Source organism: Thaumasiovibrio clandestinus (genome assembly GCF_047250365.1).
In the GTDB taxonomy this organism is placed as follows: domain Bacteria; phylum Pseudomonadota; class Gammaproteobacteria; order Enterobacterales; family Vibrionaceae; genus Thaumasiovibrio.
Genome location: NZ_JBLBVL010000008.1, coordinates 25,919 through 45,299 on the forward strand (window position 1 = coordinate 25,919; position 19,381 = coordinate 45,299).

The following is a 19,381-nucleotide window of genomic DNA, read 5'->3' on the forward strand; positions in this document are numbered from 1 at the left end:
CTAGATCAGGAAAAGGATAACCATGACCTCACAAAGAACCGAAGCCGATACTCGTGCCGATTTGATTGATCCTATGTTAGTTAAATGCGGTTGGGGTAGCACAGAGCATAGCTATATTCGCCGTGAGGTCATATGTCCTGGCCGTATCATGAACGGTGGTAAGCGTGGCACTAAAGTCTCGTCAGACTACGTTCTAGAATACAAAGGTAAAAAGCTGGGTGTCGTTGAGGCAAAGAAAGAGTCTTTGTCTTACTCCGAAGGTGTGCGACAAGCTATCGACTATGCGACTCGTCTTCAATGTAGGATTGCTTACGCCACCAATGGTCATGATATCTATGAGATAGACATGGTCACAGGGGTTCAGAAGCTTGTTGATAGATACCTTAGCCCTGATGAGTTATGGGCATTAACCTTTACCGATTCTGGCTGTGCGGCTGAATGGCGACAACGCTTTGCTGATGTGCCTTTTGAAACAAAGGGTGGTAGTTGGACGGCTCGTTACTACCAAGAAAACGCTATCAACAACGCGCTAGAGGCGATTGCGAAAGGTGATGATCGAATTCTGTTAACACTGGCAACGGGAACGGGTAAAACCTTCATAGCATTCCAACTTGCCTGGAAACTATTTTACTCTCGCTGGTCAAAAGCATCTCAAAACGATATTTCAAAAGCGACTCGCCGCCCACGTATCCTATTCCTTGCCGACCGTAACATCCTTGCCGACCAAGCGTTCAACTCATTCTCGCCCTTCTCTGAAGACGCGATCATTCGAATAGAACCAAAAGAAGTAAAAAAGGCAGGTCGAGTCCCGAAGAATGGTTCTATCTTTTTTACTATCTTCCAAACGTTTATGTCAGGCAAAGATGAAAACGGTGAAGATGCACCATACTTTGGTGAGTACCCAGCAGACTTCTTTGATTTCATCATGATTGACGAATGTCACCGAGGTGGTGCAAAAGATGAAAGTTCGTGGCGTGGTGTTCTAGAATATTTTGATTCTGCCGTTCAACTAGGTTTAACGGCAACACCAAAGCGCAAAGACAACACGGATACTTACAAATACTTCGGTGAGCCTGTTTATAGTTATACTTTGAAAGAAGGCATTAATGATGGCTTCTTAACACCTTTCAAGGTGTTACCTATCGTCAGTACTATGGATGAGTACGTCTATACCAAGGGTGATGGAGTCATCATTGATGGAGAGCCTAAAGAGGGGCATGTATACAAGGAAGGTGATTTCAACCGCATCATCACTATCCCTGCTCGTGAGAAAAAGCGAGTGCATTATTGGATGGATAAGTTTAACCCTAAAGAGAAAACCATCGTGTTCTGCGCCACTCAAGAGCACGCTGCTTTGGTACGTGATTTCATCAATGAATATGCAGCATATAAAAAGTGGACAAATAATCCTTCTTATTGTGTTCGAGTTACCGCAGATGACGGTAAAGCGGGAGAAACCGATCTTAAGGTCTTCCAAGATAATGAAAAGACAATTCCCACAATTTTAACTACCTCACGCAAGCTATCGACAGGGGTTGATGCCCGAAATGTTCGTAACATTGTTTTGATGCGTGAATGTAAAAACATGATTGAGTTTAAGCAAATCGTTGGGCGAGGAACTCGTGTTTTTGACGGGAAAGACTATTTCACTATCTATGATTTTGTAAAAGCCTATCATAACTTTGCTGACCCTGAATGGGATGGCGAGCCGTTAGAGCCTGAAGATCCCAAACCTCGTGGTGGAGGCAAACCATGTGATAAATGTGGGCAGCAGCCTTGTGCCTGTGATCCAACTGAACCTAAGCCATGTAAAGAGTGCGGTGCGTTACCATGTATTTGCGAGAAGAAAAAGAAAGTTAAGATTAAGCTCAGTGATGGTAAAGAACGTTCTATCAAGCACATCAGCTCAGTAATGTACTGGCATGGAGATAAACCAATAACAGCTCATGAGTTCATGCAGTTAATGTTTGATGACCTGCCTAAGTTTTTTGAAAACGAAGATAAGCTACGTGAGATTTGGTCAGATGCGACTACGCGAGAACAGTTACTATTGAACTTAGCTGAGCATGGATATGACGCAGAGAAGCTCGGTGCGATGAAAGAGCTAATTGATGCTGAAAATAGTGATGTTTACGATGTGCTTGCTTATGTCGCCTATGCGGCTGAAACCAAATCTCGTGCTACTCGTGTAGCAGACGCTAGAACGACAATTGATACTGCATTCACAGATAATAATCAGCAAGATTTTATCCACTTCATTTTAGGTAAGTATGTTGAAGATGGAGAAGGTGAACTTCTTCCTAAGAAGATGCCAAGTCTACTGACATTGAAGTACAAGACGCCGAAAGACGCAGTGGATTTATTTGGTTCTCCCGCTGTTATACGGGAGACATTCTTAGGGTTTCAGAAGTATTTGTATAGCTGATGAAAAGTGATATCGAAAGCACTATACTGTTTTTAAATACAGTGTTGGAAGTGTGCTTATGAACTTATCCAGAACTATAGATAAAGTCGGGCTGTATGTGCTCTCGTTGGTTTTACTTTTTGTTTTCATCATCATTTTGACTATTAATGTACCTTATTGCTTTGGCTCTGATTGTCACTTTGTTGGTATGGAAGCAATGCCGAAAATTGCTTTTGATAACATTGCAACTTTGGTTGCAGTACTTGGAATCATCATTGGTGGTCTTTTCTATCATCGTTTTGAATATGAATTAAAAGGTGGTAGCCAAGACTCAATGAAGATTGAACAATCCAAGAGCGAGAGTTATGAGCATCTGACGTTTTTAGCTACCTATATCATTCCTTTTTTAGGTTTTTCATTCGATGAACCTAGAAAACTGGTGGCATATATATTGTTATTGATAGTTATTGGGTTCATTTTTGTTCGGACTGATAAGTATTATGCAAATCCAACTCTCGCATTGCTTGGCTATAAGCTATTTAAGGCTGACATTGAGTGTCGTGGAGTTAGATATCACAACATAGTCCTCATAGGAAAAGACTCCGTAGAGGCTAATGATAATGTTAACTATAAATTTTTATCAGACAGCGTCTGTTTTGTAAGGAAAATTGAATGACAGTTGATACGTTTAAGAATAGTGTCGATGCTATTATTGCTGATTGTATTGGCATCAAAATGTTTTTTGTAGACACTAATGCAAACCTTAAAGATTCAGATGTTGATAATCAGGCGTTGACTAGATTAAAGGCAAGTGTTGCAGCAAAACTTAAAACCTCAATTGTTGAAAATGATTCACTGACTCTTCCATTGCTTTCTAACGCTGACGATAGGAAAAATGCATTGTATGAGTTTGATTTTGACGATAAGCCTCTAGAGTTCAACTTATTAGATCAAGCACTAGCACAACGCATTAATGCAACAACAACCTATAACATTGGTGATGGGAGCTTTAATGATATTAGTGCGATTATTATTGTACTAACAGGTCGAAATAACGAGACCATTACCTTATACAAACATCAGTACACAGTGTCTGTGTTGCATGCTCAGCAGGGAGCTTTGAATCTATTTAGTTCCAATAATCGCCTTTCGGAGCTAGATTCAAACATCCTAAAAATCGATCCTAATTACGTTTTTCTTAAGCTATCAGACAAATTTTATGTAGAGAACGTCAAGACACTGGAAACCTACCTTGGATTCCATGATGTCATTAAGCATTCAGCTACCGAGTGTGTTGATACCTTAGCAGACTTAGATTTGATTGAAGACACGCAGCCTATGAAGCTGAGAGTTGATAGTGAAGACATGGCTTTTTCAAGGAAACTAGCTAAAGTTGCACGTAACTCTCCTGTAATGGGACAGGTTGAAAACAGTGACATCATCAGTTTTGCCAGAAAGCACAACTATTTGAGTCAAAACCTTAAACTCAATGATAACGGTGATAAATTTGTGCTAGCAACCAAAAAATCGCAAAACCATTTCATTAAGCTGATGAGTGATGATTACCTTGAATCGGAATTGACTAAAATTCAATATGATAGTCTAGCTAAAGATAAGATTTCACCTGAGTAGAGTGTAAGCTGTGGTAAGCAGTGTGATTTAGTCTGGATAAAGCCGCAGTGGATTTATTTGGTTCTCCCGCTGTTATACGGGAGATGTTCTTAGGGTTCCAGAAGCACCTGTACAGTTAATAGCGCTCATTAGTTCATGGATGGCCTCTAACTCAATCTTCTTATCTAGAAGCGCAGAATCCAATTCGGATAACTTGCGTGTGATGAGTGGCTCGTACATTTTGTAGTTTTCCGTGAGTTGACTGAATACATCTCGTTTTTTGCGCAGTGCGCTACTGTCTTCTTTTAGTTTTTGTGTGTGCAGCTTAAGCTCTTGAAAGTGAGAGGGTATTTCTGTTCTTTCAATATGCTCAGAAGGTGGTTCAATGAGGTCTAAACTTTCAGATTCAAAGCTGAAAAGACGTTTAAATGATGCATTTTGAGTACGCTTCGGGCAAAGGCGCTCAACAAGGTTTTGTTGCTCTAGGCGGTATAAGTGATTATGCATACACTTACGAACTTCATGCAGGGCTAAGTTATCGTTTGATGACTCAAGCAAGACAAGTAAAAGCTGCTCAGTTTTGAAAGTTTCGGGAAGCTTACTAGATAGTAGTTTTATAAAATCGACTTGTTTCATTATGCTTTCATTAGTGTTTTGAAAATATAGAAAACCCACTGACGATTACTCATCAGTGGGGGGGATTCAGCCAAATTAGACAGCGGCAAACTGAACTAGGCTGAGTGATTAGTAAACCACGAGACACACTATAGTGTGTTTTGTGATATTTCACAAGATTAAAATGAAGAATCAGATTGCGATTGAATTCGGAGAAAGACTAGCCTCTCAAAGAAAAAAGAAAGGCTTATTGCAGAAAGAACTATCAGAGCTTTGCGGTTTTAGTTTGAACTATGTGGGAGTCTTAGAGCGTGGTGAAAAAAACATCACATTAGAGAAGGTGTTTGTTCTAGCAGAAAAGCTAGAGTGCTCTCTGTATGATTTGATTCCAGCTCAAGGAACAACAAGCGAGTAGGTTGGGTTGCCTCAAAGAGACGTATCTCCTACATTTGTTGATAGCATAGCTGCCTGCCCGTACTTTCATGCTATGATCTGTTAGGCGGATAGATTTTTAAAAGTGTATAGACAGAGGTGTTTTCTTTAATGGTCTATACAAAAGTATCACATGGGTAGTGCTGTTAATAAAATTCAATGGTGCGGATTTATTGATACCCTTGGTTTTACTGGTTTGGTTGCTTGTAACTCACACACACACATCGTGAGTATACACAAAAATTCCGTATAACCGTTCTAATCCATATGGATTAAACAGAGACAAAAAAGAGCCCATCATGGGCTCTTTTTTTATGTCGCTATTCACCATTGTGAGCGTGAATTTGCGGCTGCTTATGCTTTTACCGCTACAATCAGGTTACGGTTGATCGATTGATCGACGCGATGCAAGTAACCGACGTAGGGGGCTTCGCTAAGAACGTGGAAGCCTGCTTGCTGCAAGGTGTCAGCCAAGTCTGTCCACTTCAGGGTAAACTCGTTGAACGATAGAACAATCGCGCCTTGTGGACGTAACATTTGACGCCATGCCGGCAGTGCCTCTTCGAGTAGCGTGAGCGGGCTACGGTTCATCTTGGTCTCTTTGGCATTTTTACTGCCGTGCTGAACCCCGTAAGGGAGATCAGAGACCATGATGTCACAGCTATTTTTCTTAACCAGTTTATCTGCGATGCGGGTATCTGCCGCCATCACCTTCATGGTTTGTATCTCGCCGCTGTTGTATGCCTGTTTGTCTGCGGCGGTTTCTACCACAAAGCAGTCCGCCAGTTTTTTACCGGCTTCTCCGGTGCGCTTCTCTTTCTTCGCTTTATGCTTGTACTTACCTGTTTTTAGGTATTTGACAATAAAGGTCTGAATTTCTTGTACCCATTTTGCGTTGATCTCAACACCAACCACATCAAGACCAAGAATTAACCCTTCATACAATGTGGTGCCTTTGCCACACATTGGGTCAATCAACGTCTTCTTTGCGGTGTTGGTGCCGCAGGCACTCAGGGCAAGATTTAGCATTAAGCGGGTAAACTGCTCGTTGGTTTTGCCAATATAGCGCAGAATTTGGCTCATGCTTTCTGGGAAGCTGTTATATGGCGCCGGTGTTAGCGGTCGCATAAGACCGTCAGGAAGGAGCTCGAACAGCGCGTAATAGATTGAAGATGCCGACAACAATGTCTGTGCGCGATCATCTAATGGGGTCGACGTCGAAAAGCAGATGGCAGCGGGTAAGCCCACCTCACGTTCTCCAACATCTTTTACAGTAATGTTCTCGGCGCCAAGCATGGCAGTGAGTTCAGCACAAGCTATGTGTAGTGCTGTATCGAAGTAGATTCGATTGTGGCCAGGGTTAGCCAATATTGCGTAATGAAACACCGTAATTTACCTAATAATCGATGAGTGGGTTAGGGCAAAAATAATGCTGCAAACCTAGCATCGAACGGCAAGAGGGTCAATTTCTAGAAGGGAAAGAAAACGGCGCTTGAGTGTAAAGCGCCGCTAGAGGACAAATGGCCTAGAATTACTTAGCCAAGGGTGCCAACGACATTGATATTGCGGTCTTCTGGCACTTCATTGTATGACAACACGGCTAAGCCTTTCGAGAAGGTGCGCGAATAGCGAGCCAGCAGAGGACGCAGTTGCGGCATAACCAACAAGATAGGCTTTAACCCTTGCTGCTTGAGTTGCTCCCTTACCAACGGCATGTTCTGTTGTAGCTGCGCGAGCAAGTTTGGCTCGACTGGGAAGCTATCAAGTGCGGTTTGCCCAGTCTGCTGCGCCTTGTTTAAGGCTGTTAAGAGCATTTTTTCTAGATTGTCATTCAGGGTGTAAACATTGAAATCCAAGCTATCGCCGACCAAGGCATTGGTGATGGTACGCTTTAAGCCGCAGCGCACATCCGAGGCAAGCAGAATTGGATCTTTGGTGGCTTCACTGCTCTCTAGCATGATAGATGCAATGGTATGAATATCACGGATTGGCAGTTGATCTAATAGCAGTTGGCGATAGACACGCATTTGCTGCTGGTGGTTTAGCTGTGTTGTTAATGCTTCCACCAATTTTGGAGCGATTTCACCAAGGCGTTCCATGAGACGCTCGACATCGTCATGACAAAATAGCTCAGCAAGGTGCTCTTTGACCAGTTTACTCATATGCGTCGCAACCACCGTTGCACCGTCAACCACCGAGTAGCCTTGGTTTAATGCTTGCGGTTTATTTTGTGGCTCGATCCAAACCGCATCAAGGTTGTACGCAGGATCCTTACCTAACACGCCATCGAGTTTACCGTATACCTCCCCAACGGCTAGTGCCATTAAACGTTCAGGATCGATCTCCCCGCGGCCAATGATCTCGCCGTGTAAAGCGATGGTGTATTGGGTTGGCTTGAGCTTAAGGTTATCCCGAATGGCCACTTCTGGGATCAGAAAGCCGGCTTGCTCGGTCATGGTTTTACGCACGCCGCGAATGCGTTGGGTTAAAGGTTCGCCCTGATTTTTGTCAACGAGGTTAACCAAACGGTAGCCTAGCTCGAGCGTTAGTGCATTAACGGCAGGTACATCTTGCCAGCCGAGCGATGGTGCATTGTCTTGGGTGACCGCCTCAGCGACGGCTTCAGCGTGCTCTAATGGTTCTGGATCGAGTTGGTGAGCGCGTTGGCGCCATGCCGCGTAAGCGGTAACAGCAGCAAAGCTGAAAAAGGCCATGTGTGGCATGCCAGGCACTAGACCCATGACCACAAGGATGCCCGAGGCTGTCGCTAACGTGACAGGCGACGCCAGCATTTGACGATGTACGTCAACAGAGATATCGCCGCTGTCGTTAACGCGAGTAACAATGATGGCCGCTGCGGTTGCCAATAAGAGTGATGGAATTTGTGCCACCAAGCCATCACCAATGGTGAGCAAGGCAAAACGTTGGAAGGCTTCAGCCGCCGCCAGATCGTGTTGAACCATACCGACCGCGACACCACCAAGGATGTTGATGACGAGGATCAATAGGCCAGCAATCGCATCACCGCGCACAAACTTCGATGCACCATCCATTGAACCGTAGAAGTCGGCCTCACGTGCGACCTCTTCACGACGCTTTCTTGCTTGATTTTGATCGATTAAGCCGGCGTTTAAGTCGGCATCAATCGCCATCTGTTTGCCAGGTAAGGCATCAAGAGTAAAACGCGCGGATACTTCAGAGATCCGCTCTCCACCTTTGGTGATCACCACAAAGTTAATGATCATCAAGATGACAAATACGACGATACCCACAAAGTAGTTACCGCCAACCACCACCTCACCAAAGGCCTGAATCACCTTACCGGCAGCATCACCACCTAGGTGGCCATTTAGCAAGACCACACGTGTCGATGCAACGTTGAGCGTCAAACGCATCAAGGTCGCGATAAGCAATATGGTCGGGAAAACAGAGAAATCGAGTGGACGCTTGCTGGATACTGCGACCAAGAGCACGATCACCGCCAAAACAATATTGAAGGTGAATAAGGTATCTAGCAGTACTGGCGGTAACGGTAGGATCACCATCGCCAGAATTGCTAATAAGATAAGAGGAATACCGAAGTAGCTACCGCTTAAGTTTGGGAATAGGTGTTTTAATCTTGCTTTCATTGCTGTGCTCAGTGCGTCGCGATCATAGGGAATTCATGTTCAGCACATAGCTGATGATGAAGTTTTTCAAGTAACTGATGATCGAGAGGTTGATCGACATCAGTGGTGTAAAAAATGGTTTCAGCCAGTGGTGAAATGATCACGGCATGACTGGCGTGATTCAGGAGCATCTTCACGAACCGACTAGGCTGGTGCCAGCGGTTAGTCACAACGGGGGTAAGGCCGTGCGCTGGTGAGAGATTAATCTGAACAAGGTGCTGATGGTGTTGGATCAACACGAAGTTATCTCGATCGTCTTGAATCGGGGGGATCTGCATCAGCAGTACTGAGATCATTAGCCCCAGTAGCACTAGCACGATGTGACCTGCAAGGCGCGGCAGGGGAAGCAGAGCGAATAGTAACAAGCTGATCGCGATCACTAGCAGAGCAAGTGGCGCAAAGCGGCTAACATGACTTGGCTTTAGTCGAACAGTAGAACTCATACACATACTCCTATCCATCGTGGCGTAGCTGTTTAGGGATAACCATGGTTGGTAATGGCTGCGGTTTTACCGCTCGGCCCTCTTTATACTCTTTTAACTGCATGACATGGGTTAACACATGGGCAATTGCCACATACAACGGCCCAGGGATCTCTTGATCAACCCGTGTATTGAAATAGATGGCGCGCGTTAGCGGCGGCAGACTAACAACTTCGATTTGGTGTTTTTGAGCGATAGTTCGAATACGTAGTGCCAACTCGTCTTTCCCTTTGGCGACCACAAATGGGGCGCCCGCACGACTCAGGTCGTATTTGATCGCCACAGAGTAGTGTGTTGGGTTGGTGATCACCACATCTGCGGTGGGGACGGCACTGTCAATGCGGCGTCGTGACGCTTGTTGTTGTAGCTGACGAATTCGTTGTTTGACCTCTGGTTTACCTTCGCTATTCTTGTGCTCTTCTTTGATCTCTTGCTTGGTCATTTTTAACTGCTTGGTGTGATTCCAGCCTTGATAAGGCATATCGAGCAAACCAATAAATAGCACCGCGCTACCAAAGTAGATCAAACTTTGCGTGATGTGACTTAATGTGATCCCCACCCCCTGCTCAAAGGGGGCGCGTTGTGCGCTAAGCAGGGTCATAAGGTTGGAACGGAGTAGCCAATAGAGGATACTGCCGATCAATACGATTTTGAGGATCGATTTTACCAACTCGACCAGTGACTTTAATGAAAAGAGGCGCTTAACGCCCTCGATCGGACTGATCTTGCTCAGCTTGGGCTGGATCAGTTTGGTCGACATCACCCAGCCACCGGGTATCATCGAACTGAATATCGCAACCAAAATGATCATCACAGCGAGAGGGAGAAAGAAGCCGACCAGTAAGCGCAGGCTTTCTGCCAGTTTGCGCGTCATAATGTCCGGCTCGCGTAATTCGGCAAAGCTGAGCTGGTAGTTGGTTTGAAACAAGGTTAAAGCACTGTCACCAAGAAATTCAGCATACACTTTTAAAAACAGCGCCACAGCGATAAACAGAACTCCGACAGTAAACTCTTTGGAGCGGGCAACTTGGCCTTCACGTTTCGCTTTACGCAGTTTCTGGGGGCTGGGTTTTTCCGACTTGTCTTGACTGGAATTCTGCTCTGCCATTACATCCCCCCCATTAGACGCATTTCAGACAAGATCTGATGCGTCAGTTCAGCGTAAATCGAAGGCAGCCCAGACAGCGACAGCAATACGGCACATAGCCCCAGCATCATCGACATTGGAAAACCGAGGGCGAAAACATTGAGCGAAGGCGCGGCCCGGTTCATCACACCAAACGTTAAGTTGACCGTAAGCATGGCTGCGATGGTTGGCAAAGCGATAGTAACGGCAGCGGTCATCATCCAGCCAAACAAGCCAATAAGCCGTTCGAGTGAGGCATCACTGATCCCACCGCCGACAGGAAAACGTTCAAAGCTCTGCACAAAGATATCGATGGCGACTAAATGACCATCCAGCGCGAGAAAAAGCAGTGTGGTAAACATCAAGAAATAGGAGCCGATCAGTGCCACGGTTACCCCGTTAGCAGGATCGTTCATCATCGCCATGCCAAGGCCCATTTGCATCGACATGATCTGTCCCACCATTGACATGGTAGAGAAGAGAAATTGTAGGCACATCCCTAATAGTGCGCCGATAGCGATCTGTTCGGCCGCTAACGCCACCGCTTTGATCGAGATAGGATCCACTGCAGGCATTGGTGGTAGTAGCGGCGCAACAATGATCGCCATACTTAATGCTAACAAGATACGCATTCGGTTATTAATATGGGCGTTACCAAGAAATGGCATGGTCATAAAGGCAGCTGAAAAGCGGAACATCGGCCACCAGACCTGACCTAAAAGTGCCGTGATCTCAGCAAAGCTCATCGAAACCATGCTTACCTCACCAGCGTTGGGATGATGTTAAACAGTAGATTAAAGAGGTCAGTGATATTGCGTAGCAACCAAGGGCCAGTGATCACCAGCACTGCAAGGGTGGTTAGCAGGCGAGGTAAGAAGCTCATCGTCTGCTCGTTTATCTGTGTTGTAGCCTGAAACACCGCCACCACCAAACCAACGACGAGGCTTGGCGCGATCAACACGACGACCAGTGTAATAACCAGATAGATAGCTTCTGCGTAGAGGTTTACCGTGGTTTCTACGCCCATCACAAGCCTCCAAAGCTGGCGCTAAGGCTACCAACCGTCATGGTCCAGCCATCAACCATAACAAACACCATGAGCTTGAAAGGCAGTGAAATAATCAGAGGTGAGAGCATCATCATACCCATTGCCATCAAAACACTGGCGACGACAATATCGATCACAAGAAAAGGGATAAACAGCATAAAGCCGATCTGAAATGCGGTTTTGAGCTCACTGAGCACAAATGCAGGCATTAGCACGGCAAAACTAACATCTTCAGGGGCCACGGTTAAAGGTTCACCAGCAATACGTAGCATCTGTTCGAGAGAGTTTTCATACGTCTGCGCGAGCATAAATTGACGTATTGGCTTTTCTGCAACACTGACCGCACTTTGCAATGTGATTTCACCTGCTTCATATGGGACGTAGGCGTTGACATGAATGTCTGTCCATACCGGTCTCATTAGCAGCATCGTCATAGTGAGTGCGATACCGATCAAGATACGGTTTGGTGGACTCTGCTGCAGACCTAGCGCCTGTCTTAGGATCGCTAACACTACGATGATGCGTGTAAAGCTGGTCATCATTAATAGCATCGCTGGCAGGAAGCTCAGCGCGGTCATCAGAAGTAAAATCTGTACCTTAACCGAGTATTCCTGATTGTCACCACCATCAATGACAGACAAAAACGGAATACCCTGCTCAGCAGCTGCAAACCCTGAGAAGGTCAGTAGCGAGATGAGCAGGGTAAGTGGAAGCCAGTAGCGTTTCAAATTAACTGGTGACGTCATCTAGCGCATCTTCAACGACATCAGTAAGACGTAGGCCATACTTATCATTCACGACCACAACTTCGGCGTGACCGAGCAAGCGACCATTCACTTTAACGTCTAACGGCTCACCGTTAAGCTTGTCCAGTTCGATAACAGAATCAGGACCAATGTTCATCAGATCGCCAAGAGGAATATCGGTACTCGCGACCTCCAAGGTCAGTGTCACCGGAATTTGACGGAAAAAACTCAGATCGCGTACCGGAGAGGCAGCCGTTGCTTGGGGTACGGTTTCTTTGGCTTCTTCAAAAATGTCAGCCACATCGGAATCAAAGTTCAAATCATCATCAAGCAGCAGGTTTAGGTTATCTTCATTCATGATATTACGTTCGCTCCGAAGGGGTAATATGGTCAGTGACTTTTAATACTAAGTGATTGTTCTTTTCTGCAATTTTTGCTTTATACAACGGTAATGGACCAGCACAAACAGTGAGTTCTTCTTGGATGTCCGCACCAATGATGTCGCCCTCTTTTAGTGTTAGTACTTGAGAGAGAGGCAATACTTGCTTACTCAACGTCGCATGCAGTGACACAGGCGTGCGCTTAAGTTGGCTTGAAAGCAACGGTTTAAAATGTTCGCTATTAAGGGTATGGCTGGCGGCAGGCATGGCGAGGCTAAGCATCAAATTATCATCGATCTGCAAGCTAACTTCGCCGTAAAGCTGACCAATTTGTACCGCATATACGGCATATAGAACGCTACCTTCTATCCCAGAGGCACTGTTGGTGGTGTGCCAATCACTGCATAGTTGGCTAAGTACTGTCGCACCCAGTCGAGCTTGTACACGCAGTTCGCTGGCGTTCATCGGTGCAGCTTCTTGCTCTGTAAAGGACGGAGTGCCACCGTAGTATGCATCTGCAATCTGATTGATCAGATTTTGCTGCGCACTAACGGCTACCGTACCCGCGAAGCGGCCATGCTTGAAATAAACAATGTCGTCGTTATAACTTTCTTGTGCCATAGGTTCGAGCCCAAACCGTAGTAACGACACCATACAGTCATTACGACGAGTCATTGCACATAAGCGTTGTTCTAGCGCTTTAACCCCGTTAGTAAAATACTGACTAAGGTGTAATTTGGCGGCATTTAGCGGTCGACCTAATGAGCGGATATCTAGTGCCACAGCATGTTTAGGCTGGCTCTTTGTACACAGGGGATGCTTTTTCAAATTCGCTTCCATGAGCTCTTCCAGTTTGGTTAATTTATCCATGACAATAAACGACGTGATTAATAAAGTTTTAATCGTTTTATTTTGTTCAGCTTTGTACCAGTACTGGAATAAAAAAACAAATCAGCAAAGGCAGTCGTGGAAATACAATAAATGACATTTCTTAAATATTAGTAAAAAAAAGAAATGAAGCAGTGTCACACTTTGGATTACTGCGTGTATTGAAATGCAGCGGGCAATGAAATCAGTTTTATATTAAAGTGGTTGCTATCAACGTTAAACATATAAAAATATTTGAAACTATGATATCAACTTGTTAAGCGCTTAGTTTTATTAAATATTTGCGCTCATTTTATTAATTGTGATCTTTATCCAAGCCATAAAAATGGCCGTGATTACTGTATGGAAATCCTGTCTTGTGCACCATAGACTGTGCATGCAACTGACATGGCCGTATTATTAATCGAAGAACAAATCACGCTCGAATTCGGGGCGTTTCTTATTGAAATGAGTGCATTGCTCTCTTTTCATGTCGCTAGGCTTAGATTAAATTTAAAGCATGTTTCAATGTCAGTGTCGTGTAAAAAATAACCTAGCCGTATTGGCTTAGATACAATGGTTTTAGGTATTGTCTTCCATAAACAAATAAGAATGAAATAACTGTTATGAGATTTTACTTTCGAGATGGAATTTGTTCAGTATTAGTCCTGATTTCATTCTTTACCAATGCTAATGTTATTCAAGAGTCATTAGACAAAGTGAACTGGGTATTTACGGGCACCCGATTTCAATGTCAAATGGAAACCAGGCTACGATTTGATGGTGAAGTAAAAGTGACAGCCCGCTCGGCGAGCCCGCTTTCATTTGAATTGACGACGCACCAACGTCCTTATGTCGTTGATCACGCAACATTAACCCTTAATGCAGCCCCTTGGGATGAACACAAGCAGTTGCGAGGACTTATTAACGGTGTCGCCGTGGGTGAGAAAACCGTACGATTTGATAATACGCCCTCATTACATTACTTGTTGAATGAAATGGAACGTGGCGCCTGGGGGCAAGTCTCAGTGCAGTATCACCAGTATCAAGATAGTAAACACTGGGATATTCCTTCCGTTAATTTCTCTTCGGCTTATCAGCAAATGAAGCTGTGTATGTCAGAGCTGATGCCGATCGATTTTGCTACGGCACGCGATAACTACTTCCTGTTTGAATTGGGCCAGTCAAGCTTGTCTGCACGGCAGCAGCAACTCATTAGGGATATTGCCGCTTTGATGGCATTTGACCCTGCGATTAGTCGTGTGTTAGTTGACGGGCATACTGATAACAGCGGGGATCGACTAAAGAACTTAACGCTATCTCGCCAACGTGCAGAGATGGTTAAACAAGCATTTGTCGATGCCGGGGTAGCACCGAGTCGTATTCATGTCCGCAGCCACGGCCAGCGTTACCCTAAAAATGACAACGCAACGGAAGCACAGCGCCGTGAGAATCGACGTGTACAAGTGAGATTGCAACGGGAGGCGAGTGCATGACGCGCGTTCTGTTTGCCCATCTTTGTGCCGTCCAATCGTCGATGGCGATAAAACACTTAAGCGATGAAGGCGTGGCAGTGCGTCATATCGCCTCGCTAGCCAGTTTAAAGCAACAATTGTCTCAACATGATGATGCCGTTGTTTTCTTATCGGCACAGCTATCTGAGCGCCCTTTAGCAGAGCTGGTTGCTGAGTTAATTGCCAATTACCCTCGACTCTCAATTGTACCGATTGTCGATTATCAGCAGAGTATTCAAGCCAGTGCCGCCATGCAAGCTGGCGCATCTGACTATCTGCTGCAACCGTATCAGCCTCAGCATTTGAGTAGCGTATTGCATCGCTTACGGGTGGTGAATCAGCCCAACGAGCAGATTATCGCAAGCAGCTGGCAGAGCCAGCAGGTACTGCAATTGGCACACCGTACGGCTCAAACCGATGCCACAGTGTTAATCACGGGCGAATCTGGAACAGGCAAAGAGGTGTTGGCGAGTTATGTTCACCAGCACTCAGTACGTCGCTCTGGCCCTTTTGTTGCGATTAATTGTGCCGCTATCCCAGAGTCGATGTTAGAAGCGGTGTTGTTTGGGCATACCAAGGGCGCGTTTACTGGCGCAACCCAGAGTCAGGCGGGTAAGTTTGAAGAGGCGCAGGGGGGAACCCTGTTCTTAGATGAAATTGGTGAAATGTCCCCAGCGTTGCAAGCAAAGTTATTGCGCGTTCTGCAAGAGCGACAAGTCGAGCGACTAGGAAGTCATCGCTCTATCACACTGGATATCCGCATTATTGCTGCGACCAATGTCGATCTGCAGCAAGCGGTAAATGAACGCCAATTCCGTCAGGATCTCTATTACCGTCTTGACGTATTGCCCCTGCAGTGGCCGCCACTAAGGGAGCGTCGTGATGACATTTTACCGCTAGCACAACATTTTATTCGTAAATATAACCACGGCTGTGAACAGACAGCGGCCTTGAGTGCAGAAGCACAACAGTTGCTTTTGCGTCATGATTGGCCGGGTAATATTCGCGAGCTAGAAAATACCATTCAACGTGCTTTAGTGATGCGTCATGGACAGTGGATTACCGCAACAGACTTAATGTTGATGCGCCATTTTTCTGCACCACAAACGGAAGCCAAGCAGAATTTGAAACAGAGCCGTAAGGATGCTGAGCATCAGTATATTTTAGAGACGCTCGCCAAGTTTCAAGGACGGCGTAATTTAACCGCAGAGGCGTTGGGAATGAGTACCCGAGCCTTGCGTTACAAAATTGCCGCGATGCGTGAACAAGGTATTGATGTTGACGCAATGACGCGTCAACCAATGAGTGCAGCCTAAGGATGAAAGAATGAGTGTTCAATCTTCAGAGATGCAACAGGCCATGCAAGCACGCATGATGCATATGCGTGAACAGGCGCAGATGGGGCGAATATCCCCTCAACCTGAGTCACAACAGCCAGTTGCGCAAGCCTCTTTTAGCCAAGTTATGACGCAGAAATTGCGTCAGGTTGATAACCAGCAAGCTGTGGCTGATCGTATGACAGCCGATGTCGATGCTGGACGTAGTGATGACTTGGTTGGCGCCATGGTCGCCAGCCAGAAAGCCAGTTTATCTTTTTCCGCTTTAACCCAGGTACGCAACAAAATCATCGCCGCGTACGATGATGTGTTGAAGATGCCATTGTAGTGAAGAAACTATGAGTACGATTGTAACTGAGTCCCCAGAGTCTGCACCGAAATGGCAGAGTTGGATAGAAAAGATGAAAGCCCGTGTGACCGCGTTGGATCAACGTATGCTTGGGTTAGGTATTGCCGCCATTGTTGTTAGCGTATTGATTGTTGGCACGATGTGGACACGTACGTCGCCTTATCAGCCGTTATATGGTGTCCAAGAGCGTTATGATAATGCAGAGATTTTGGCAGTATTGGATCAGGAAAAGATCAGCTACCAGATCGATGCAAACAGCGGCCAGATCCTTGTACCAACTAACCGATTAGCTGATACGCGTATCACCTTAGCGGCTCGCGGTGTAAAAGCACAGTTGCCACTGGGCTTGGAACTGCTTGATAGTGCGACGGGCTTTGGTACCAGTCAATTTATTGAATCCGCACGCTACCGCCAGGGGATTGAAGGTGAGTTGGCGCGTACTATTTTGGCCATCAATGCCGTACAGCATGCCCGCGTTCACCTCGCCATTCCTCAGCGAACCCTCTTTGTTGGTATTAATGAAGAAAAGCCATCGGCTGCGGTGATGTTAGAGCTTGCACCAGGACAACAGTTAGATCTTTCTCAGGTCGAAGCGATTGTTAACTTGGTCTCCGGCTCAGTGTCAGGCATGGAGAACGAAGGCGTCTCTGTGATTGACCAATTCGGTAATCTGCTAAGTGCGGAATTGGCGATGAAAAATAGTGGCCGCATGAGTGCACGTTATCATGAAATGCAACAACGCATTGAACGAGACATGGGACGCCGTGCCGCTGATATGATCGCGCCATTAGTTGGCATAGGTAACTTCCGAGTTCAGGTGGCAGCCACACTCAATTTTGATGAAGTCGAAGAGACGCACGAAGCGATCGACACTGAGCCAGTGATAAGAACCGAGTTTACCAAACAAGACAGCACACAAGGGCAACTCGCACTCGGGATCCCGGGCTCGCTTAGCAACCAAGCACCAGCAGACGCGCAGGATACGAATGCCAACGAATCACGTAACGAACGTGCAGAGGTAAGCCGTCAATACGATGTTGGTCGCCGAGTTCGCTATACTCGTCAGGCTCAAGGGGGCCTGGAAACTCTTTCCGTTTCTGTTCTGCTAAATGAGTCAGTGCAGGGTTGGGAACAAGCTCAATTGGAACAAATCGCTCAAATGATCAAAGACGCCGTTGGTTTTACAGAAAGTCGTGGTGACCAGTTTAGTTTACACGCATTTAATTTTGCTCAACCAGTCTCTTCTGCTTCTCAGGAGCCAATGGCCTGGTGGCAAGACCCAAGCATACTTAGCTTAATTCAGTCAGGTGTGTATCTGCTGTTGGGGCTCAGTTTCATCCTGTTTGTATTGCGTCCGCTCGTGAAAGGCTTGCAGCGTGGTAATGAAGTGACAGCAGAAACGATTCCTGCATTAGCTGCAGTCTCTACAGAGCTATCTGCAGAGCAGCAGATGGTGGAAGCGATGCAGCAAGAAGCATTAGAAGAGCAGGAAGCCGAGCAGGCCGCACCAAGCCCGATTGTCAACTTAACCAAGATAGACAATGAACAGGATTTAGCAGATGCACTGTTAGATGCGGTGGGATCTGCTCCGGTAACACCAACAGAAGCCGATGAGCTACTGACACAAATGACCCCACAACAACATGGTTTCGAACTATCGGATCTTCCACCAGCTGGTTCTGAGCTAGAGGTGCAGGTACGCCATTTACAGAAGCTAACCGATGTAGAGTCCGAGCGCGTGGCAGAAGTAATCAGAAAATGGGTAAGCAGTAATGACTAGTAATTTTTCCGCCCTTGGTGGTGATGTCCTCCTCGAGCCGATTGAGCAAACCGCGATCCTATTGTTGAGCATGGGAGAAGAGTCAGCAGCAAAAGTTCTACGCCATATGTCGCGTGATGAGCTGTTGAAAATTAGCCATGCGATGGCGAAGCAGCCAGCCGTGCGTGGTGTTGAAGCCCGATTTGTTTTGCAGTGCTTTTTTGATGAATTCCGTGCCCAGTCGGGGATCAGTGGTGCATCTCGAGCGTTTTTGCAGCGTACCTTAGATAAGGCGCTTGGCGGTCAATTAGCCCGTAACCTACTTGATACGATTTATGGTGATGAGATCCGCACCACCATGCAGCGTTTACAGTGGATTGAACCTGTTCAACTGGCGCATTTCTTACGACATGAGCATATCCAGATGCAAGCGGTGTTTATTGCCTTCTTGCCAGCAGAGATCGCTTCTGCGGTACTGGCTAAGCTTGATGGCACTGCACAAGAAGATATTCTACGTCGCGTTGCCATCTTGACTGAAGTAAGTCGAGAAGTGGCAGATGAACTTAAAGATCTGGTTGATCGTTGTATCGAATTCTTGGCCGACAATTCAGGTGCGGTGGTAGAAGGCGAGCGTCAGGTTGCTGATATCATCAATCGCTTTACTGGCGATCGTGGCAAGCTGATGGAGTCACTCAAAGAACATGATGAAGGACTTGCAGAACGTCTAGAAGGCAAAATGTACGACTTCGTTATTCTTGCGCGTCAAAGTGAAGCAATACGCTCACGCATTGTTGAAGATGTTCCAACCGAGAAACTGGCCTTGGCACTGAAAGGGGCTGAAGCACCGTTGCGTAAATCACTCACTTCAATCTTGCCGCGTCGTATGCTGCAAGCCCTTGAAGCTGAAATGGCCTCGCTAGGTAAAGTCAGCCTAACTCAGGTAGAAGAAGCACGTAAAGAGATCATGGATTATGTACGTGAACTCGCCGATGCGAAAGAGATCCAATTGCAGCTTTATCAAGAAACGACGGTGGAGTAATCGG

At 46.0% G+C, this 19,381-nt stretch carries 19 protein-coding genes; 9 read left to right on the plus strand and 10 right to left on the minus strand.

Annotated features, from left to right (window positions below):
- The first annotated feature begins 22 nt into the window (after nucleotides 1-22).
- The 3 genes from hsdR to kwaB are packed head-to-tail and all read left to right on the plus strand — an operon-like array spanning nucleotide 23 to nucleotide 4,036.
- A complete protein-coding gene (gene hsdR, locus ACKLNH_RS12570) occupies nucleotides 23-2,425 on the plus strand; it encodes an EcoAI/FtnUII family type I restriction enzme subunit R (protein ID WP_413112607.1) in 2,403 nt (800 codons plus the stop codon).
- Between the two features lie 58 nt (nucleotides 2,426-2,483).
- Complete coding sequence (gene kwaA, locus ACKLNH_RS12575) at nucleotides 2,484-3,080, plus strand: anti-phage protein KwaA (protein WP_148636169.1); 597 nt, start codon at nucleotides 2,484-2,486, stop codon at nucleotides 3,078-3,080.
- Entirely contained in the window at nucleotides 3,077-4,036 is a 960-nt protein-coding gene (gene kwaB / locus ACKLNH_RS12580) for an anti-phage protein KwaB (protein ID WP_413112608.1), read from the plus strand. Before kwaA ends, kwaB begins: the two co-directional genes overlap by 4 nt.
- 72 nt (nucleotides 4,037-4,108) lie before the next feature.
- On the opposite strand, the gene ACKLNH_RS12585 is transcribed toward kwaB, so the two are convergent.
- A complete protein-coding gene (locus ACKLNH_RS12585) occupies nucleotides 4,109-4,651 on the minus strand; it encodes a hypothetical protein (protein WP_413112609.1) in 543 nt (180 codons plus the stop codon).
- 163 nt (nucleotides 4,652-4,814) lie between these two features.
- On the opposite strand from ACKLNH_RS12585, the gene ACKLNH_RS12590 reads away from it, so the two are divergent.
- Complete coding sequence (locus ACKLNH_RS12590) at nucleotides 4,815-5,045, plus strand: helix-turn-helix domain-containing protein (RefSeq protein WP_148636166.1); 231 nt, start codon at nucleotides 4,815-4,817, stop codon at nucleotides 5,043-5,045.
- 371 nt (nucleotides 5,046-5,416) lie between these two features.
- Here ACKLNH_RS12590 and ACKLNH_RS12595 read toward each other — a convergent pair whose 3' ends face one another.
- The 9 genes from ACKLNH_RS12595 to ACKLNH_RS12635 all read right to left on the minus strand — a co-directional run bounded on the left by ACKLNH_RS12595 (nucleotide 5,417) and on the right by ACKLNH_RS12635 (nucleotide 13,382).
- Nucleotides 5,417-6,448 carry a TRM11 family SAM-dependent methyltransferase gene (locus tag ACKLNH_RS12595; protein WP_413112610.1) on the minus strand — a complete coding sequence of 344 codons (1,032 nt, stop codon included), beginning with the start codon at nucleotides 6,446-6,448 and terminating at the stop codon, nucleotides 5,417-5,419.
- 149 nt (nucleotides 6,449-6,597) lie between these two features.
- The gene (gene flhA / locus ACKLNH_RS12600; RefSeq protein ID WP_413112611.1) at nucleotides 6,598-8,691 is read right to left on the minus strand and encodes a flagellar biosynthesis protein FlhA; all 2,094 of its coding nucleotides are present in this window, start codon (nucleotides 8,689-8,691) and stop codon (nucleotides 6,598-6,600) included.
- Nucleotides 8,692-8,699: 8 nt separating this feature from the next.
- Nucleotides 8,700-9,173 (minus strand): hypothetical protein, encoded by a 474-nt coding sequence (locus ACKLNH_RS12605; protein ID WP_413112612.1) that lies wholly within the window; start codon nucleotides 9,171-9,173, stop codon nucleotides 8,700-8,702.
- A 10-nt stretch (nucleotides 9,174-9,183) separates the two neighbouring features.
- Entirely contained in the window at nucleotides 9,184-10,320 is a 1,137-nt protein-coding gene (gene flhB / locus ACKLNH_RS12610) for a flagellar biosynthesis protein FlhB (protein WP_413112613.1), read from the minus strand.
- Complete coding sequence (gene fliR / locus ACKLNH_RS12615; RefSeq protein ID WP_413112614.1) at nucleotides 10,320-11,093, minus strand: flagellar biosynthetic protein FliR; 774 nt, start codon at nucleotides 11,091-11,093, stop codon at nucleotides 10,320-10,322. The genes flhB and fliR overlap by 1 nt, the downstream gene beginning before the upstream one ends.
- Nucleotides 11,094-11,095: 2 nt before the next feature.
- Entirely contained in the window at nucleotides 11,096-11,365 is a 270-nt protein-coding gene (locus ACKLNH_RS12620; protein WP_413112615.1) for a flagellar biosynthetic protein FliQ, read from the minus strand.
- A complete protein-coding gene (gene fliP / locus ACKLNH_RS12625) occupies nucleotides 11,365-12,132 on the minus strand; it encodes a flagellar type III secretion system pore protein FliP (protein ID WP_413112616.1) in 768 nt (255 codons plus the stop codon). The genes ACKLNH_RS12620 and fliP overlap by 1 nt, the downstream gene beginning before the upstream one ends.
- Complete coding sequence (gene fliN / locus ACKLNH_RS12630) at nucleotides 12,116-12,490, minus strand: flagellar motor switch protein FliN (RefSeq protein WP_413112617.1); 375 nt, start codon at nucleotides 12,488-12,490, stop codon at nucleotides 12,116-12,118. Before fliN ends, fliP begins: the two co-directional genes overlap by 17 nt.
- Nucleotides 12,491-12,494: 4 nt before the next feature.
- Nucleotides 12,495-13,382, minus strand: a complete 888-nt coding sequence (locus ACKLNH_RS12635) for a FliM/FliN family flagellar motor switch protein (protein ID WP_413112618.1) — start codon at nucleotides 13,380-13,382, stop codon at nucleotides 12,495-12,497.
- A gap of 623 nt (nucleotides 13,383-14,005) precedes the next feature.
- On the opposite strand from ACKLNH_RS12635, the gene ACKLNH_RS12640 reads away from it, so the two are divergent.
- From ACKLNH_RS12640 to ACKLNH_RS12660, 5 genes are read left to right on the plus strand one after another with little or no spacing between them, the layout of a single operon-like run.
- Nucleotides 14,006-14,875 carry an OmpA family protein gene (locus ACKLNH_RS12640; protein WP_413112619.1) on the plus strand — a complete coding sequence of 290 codons (870 nt, stop codon included), beginning with the start codon at nucleotides 14,006-14,008 and terminating at the stop codon, nucleotides 14,873-14,875.
- Nucleotides 14,872-16,209, plus strand: a complete 1,338-nt coding sequence (locus ACKLNH_RS12645) for a sigma 54-interacting transcriptional regulator (RefSeq protein WP_413112620.1) — start codon at nucleotides 14,872-14,874, stop codon at nucleotides 16,207-16,209. The genes ACKLNH_RS12640 and ACKLNH_RS12645 overlap by 4 nt, the downstream gene beginning before the upstream one ends.
- 10 nt (nucleotides 16,210-16,219) lie before the next feature.
- Nucleotides 16,220-16,558: a flagellar hook-basal body complex protein FliE gene (gene fliE / locus ACKLNH_RS12650; protein WP_413112621.1), complete on the plus strand. Its 339-nt coding sequence runs from the start codon at nucleotides 16,220-16,222 to the stop codon at nucleotides 16,556-16,558.
- Between the two features lie 10 nt (nucleotides 16,559-16,568).
- The gene (gene fliF / locus ACKLNH_RS12655; RefSeq protein WP_413112622.1) at nucleotides 16,569-18,359 is read left to right on the plus strand and encodes a flagellar basal-body MS-ring/collar protein FliF; all 1,791 of its coding nucleotides are present in this window, start codon (nucleotides 16,569-16,571) and stop codon (nucleotides 18,357-18,359) included.
- Entirely contained in the window at nucleotides 18,352-19,377 is a 1,026-nt protein-coding gene (locus ACKLNH_RS12660) for a FliG C-terminal domain-containing protein (RefSeq protein WP_413112623.1), read from the plus strand. Before fliF ends, ACKLNH_RS12660 begins: the two co-directional genes overlap by 8 nt.
- The last annotated feature ends 4 nt before the right edge of the window (nucleotides 19,378-19,381 follow it).

Bases quoted from the DNA above. Each gene is read 5' to 3' on its own strand.
- ACKLNH_RS12590 (WP_148636166.1), top strand. From the start codon at position 4,815: ATGAAGAATCAGATTGCGATTGAATTCGGAGAAAGACTAGCCTCTCAA.
- kwaB (WP_413112608.1), top strand. From the start codon at position 3,077: ATGACAGTTGATACGTTTAAGAATAGTGTCGATGCTATTATTGCTGAT.
- ACKLNH_RS12640 (WP_413112619.1), top strand. From the start codon at position 14,006: ATGAGATTTTACTTTCGAGATGGAATTTGTTCAGTATTAGTCCTGATT.
- ACKLNH_RS12585 (WP_413112609.1), bottom strand. From the start codon at position 4,651: ATGAAACAAGTCGATTTTATAAAACTACTATCTAGTAAGCTTCCCGAA.
- ACKLNH_RS12645 (WP_413112620.1), top strand. From the start codon at position 14,872: ATGACGCGCGTTCTGTTTGCCCATCTTTGTGCCGTCCAATCGTCGATG.
- fliP (WP_413112616.1), bottom strand. From the start codon at position 12,132: ATGACGTCACCAGTTAATTTGAAACGCTACTGGCTTCCACTTACCCTG.
- flhA (WP_413112611.1), bottom strand. From the start codon at position 8,691: ATGAAAGCAAGATTAAAACACCTATTCCCAAACTTAAGCGGTAGCTAC.
- kwaA (WP_148636169.1), top strand. From the start codon at position 2,484: ATGAACTTATCCAGAACTATAGATAAAGTCGGGCTGTATGTGCTCTCG.
- ACKLNH_RS12605 (WP_413112612.1), bottom strand. From the start codon at position 9,173: ATGAGTTCTACTGTTCGACTAAAGCCAAGTCATGTTAGCCGCTTTGCG.
- fliF (WP_413112622.1), top strand. From the start codon at position 16,569: ATGAGTACGATTGTAACTGAGTCCCCAGAGTCTGCACCGAAATGGCAG.
- fliN (WP_413112617.1), bottom strand. From the start codon at position 12,490: ATGAATGAAGATAACCTAAACCTGCTGCTTGATGATGATTTGAACTTT.
- flhB (WP_413112613.1), bottom strand. From the start codon at position 10,320: ATGGCAGAGCAGAATTCCAGTCAAGACAAGTCGGAAAAACCCAGCCCC.
- fliE (WP_413112621.1), top strand. From the start codon at position 16,220: ATGAGTGTTCAATCTTCAGAGATGCAACAGGCCATGCAAGCACGCATG.
- fliR (WP_413112614.1), bottom strand. From the start codon at position 11,093: ATGGTTTCGATGAGCTTTGCTGAGATCACGGCACTTTTAGGTCAGGTC.
- ACKLNH_RS12620 (WP_413112615.1), bottom strand. From the start codon at position 11,365: ATGGGCGTAGAAACCACGGTAAACCTCTACGCAGAAGCTATCTATCTG.
- ACKLNH_RS12660 (WP_413112623.1), top strand. From the start codon at position 18,352: ATGACTAGTAATTTTTCCGCCCTTGGTGGTGATGTCCTCCTCGAGCCG.
- ACKLNH_RS12635 (WP_413112618.1), bottom strand. From the start codon at position 13,382: ATGGATAAATTAACCAAACTGGAAGAGCTCATGGAAGCGAATTTGAAA.
- hsdR (WP_413112607.1), top strand. From the start codon at position 23: ATGACCTCACAAAGAACCGAAGCCGATACTCGTGCCGATTTGATTGAT.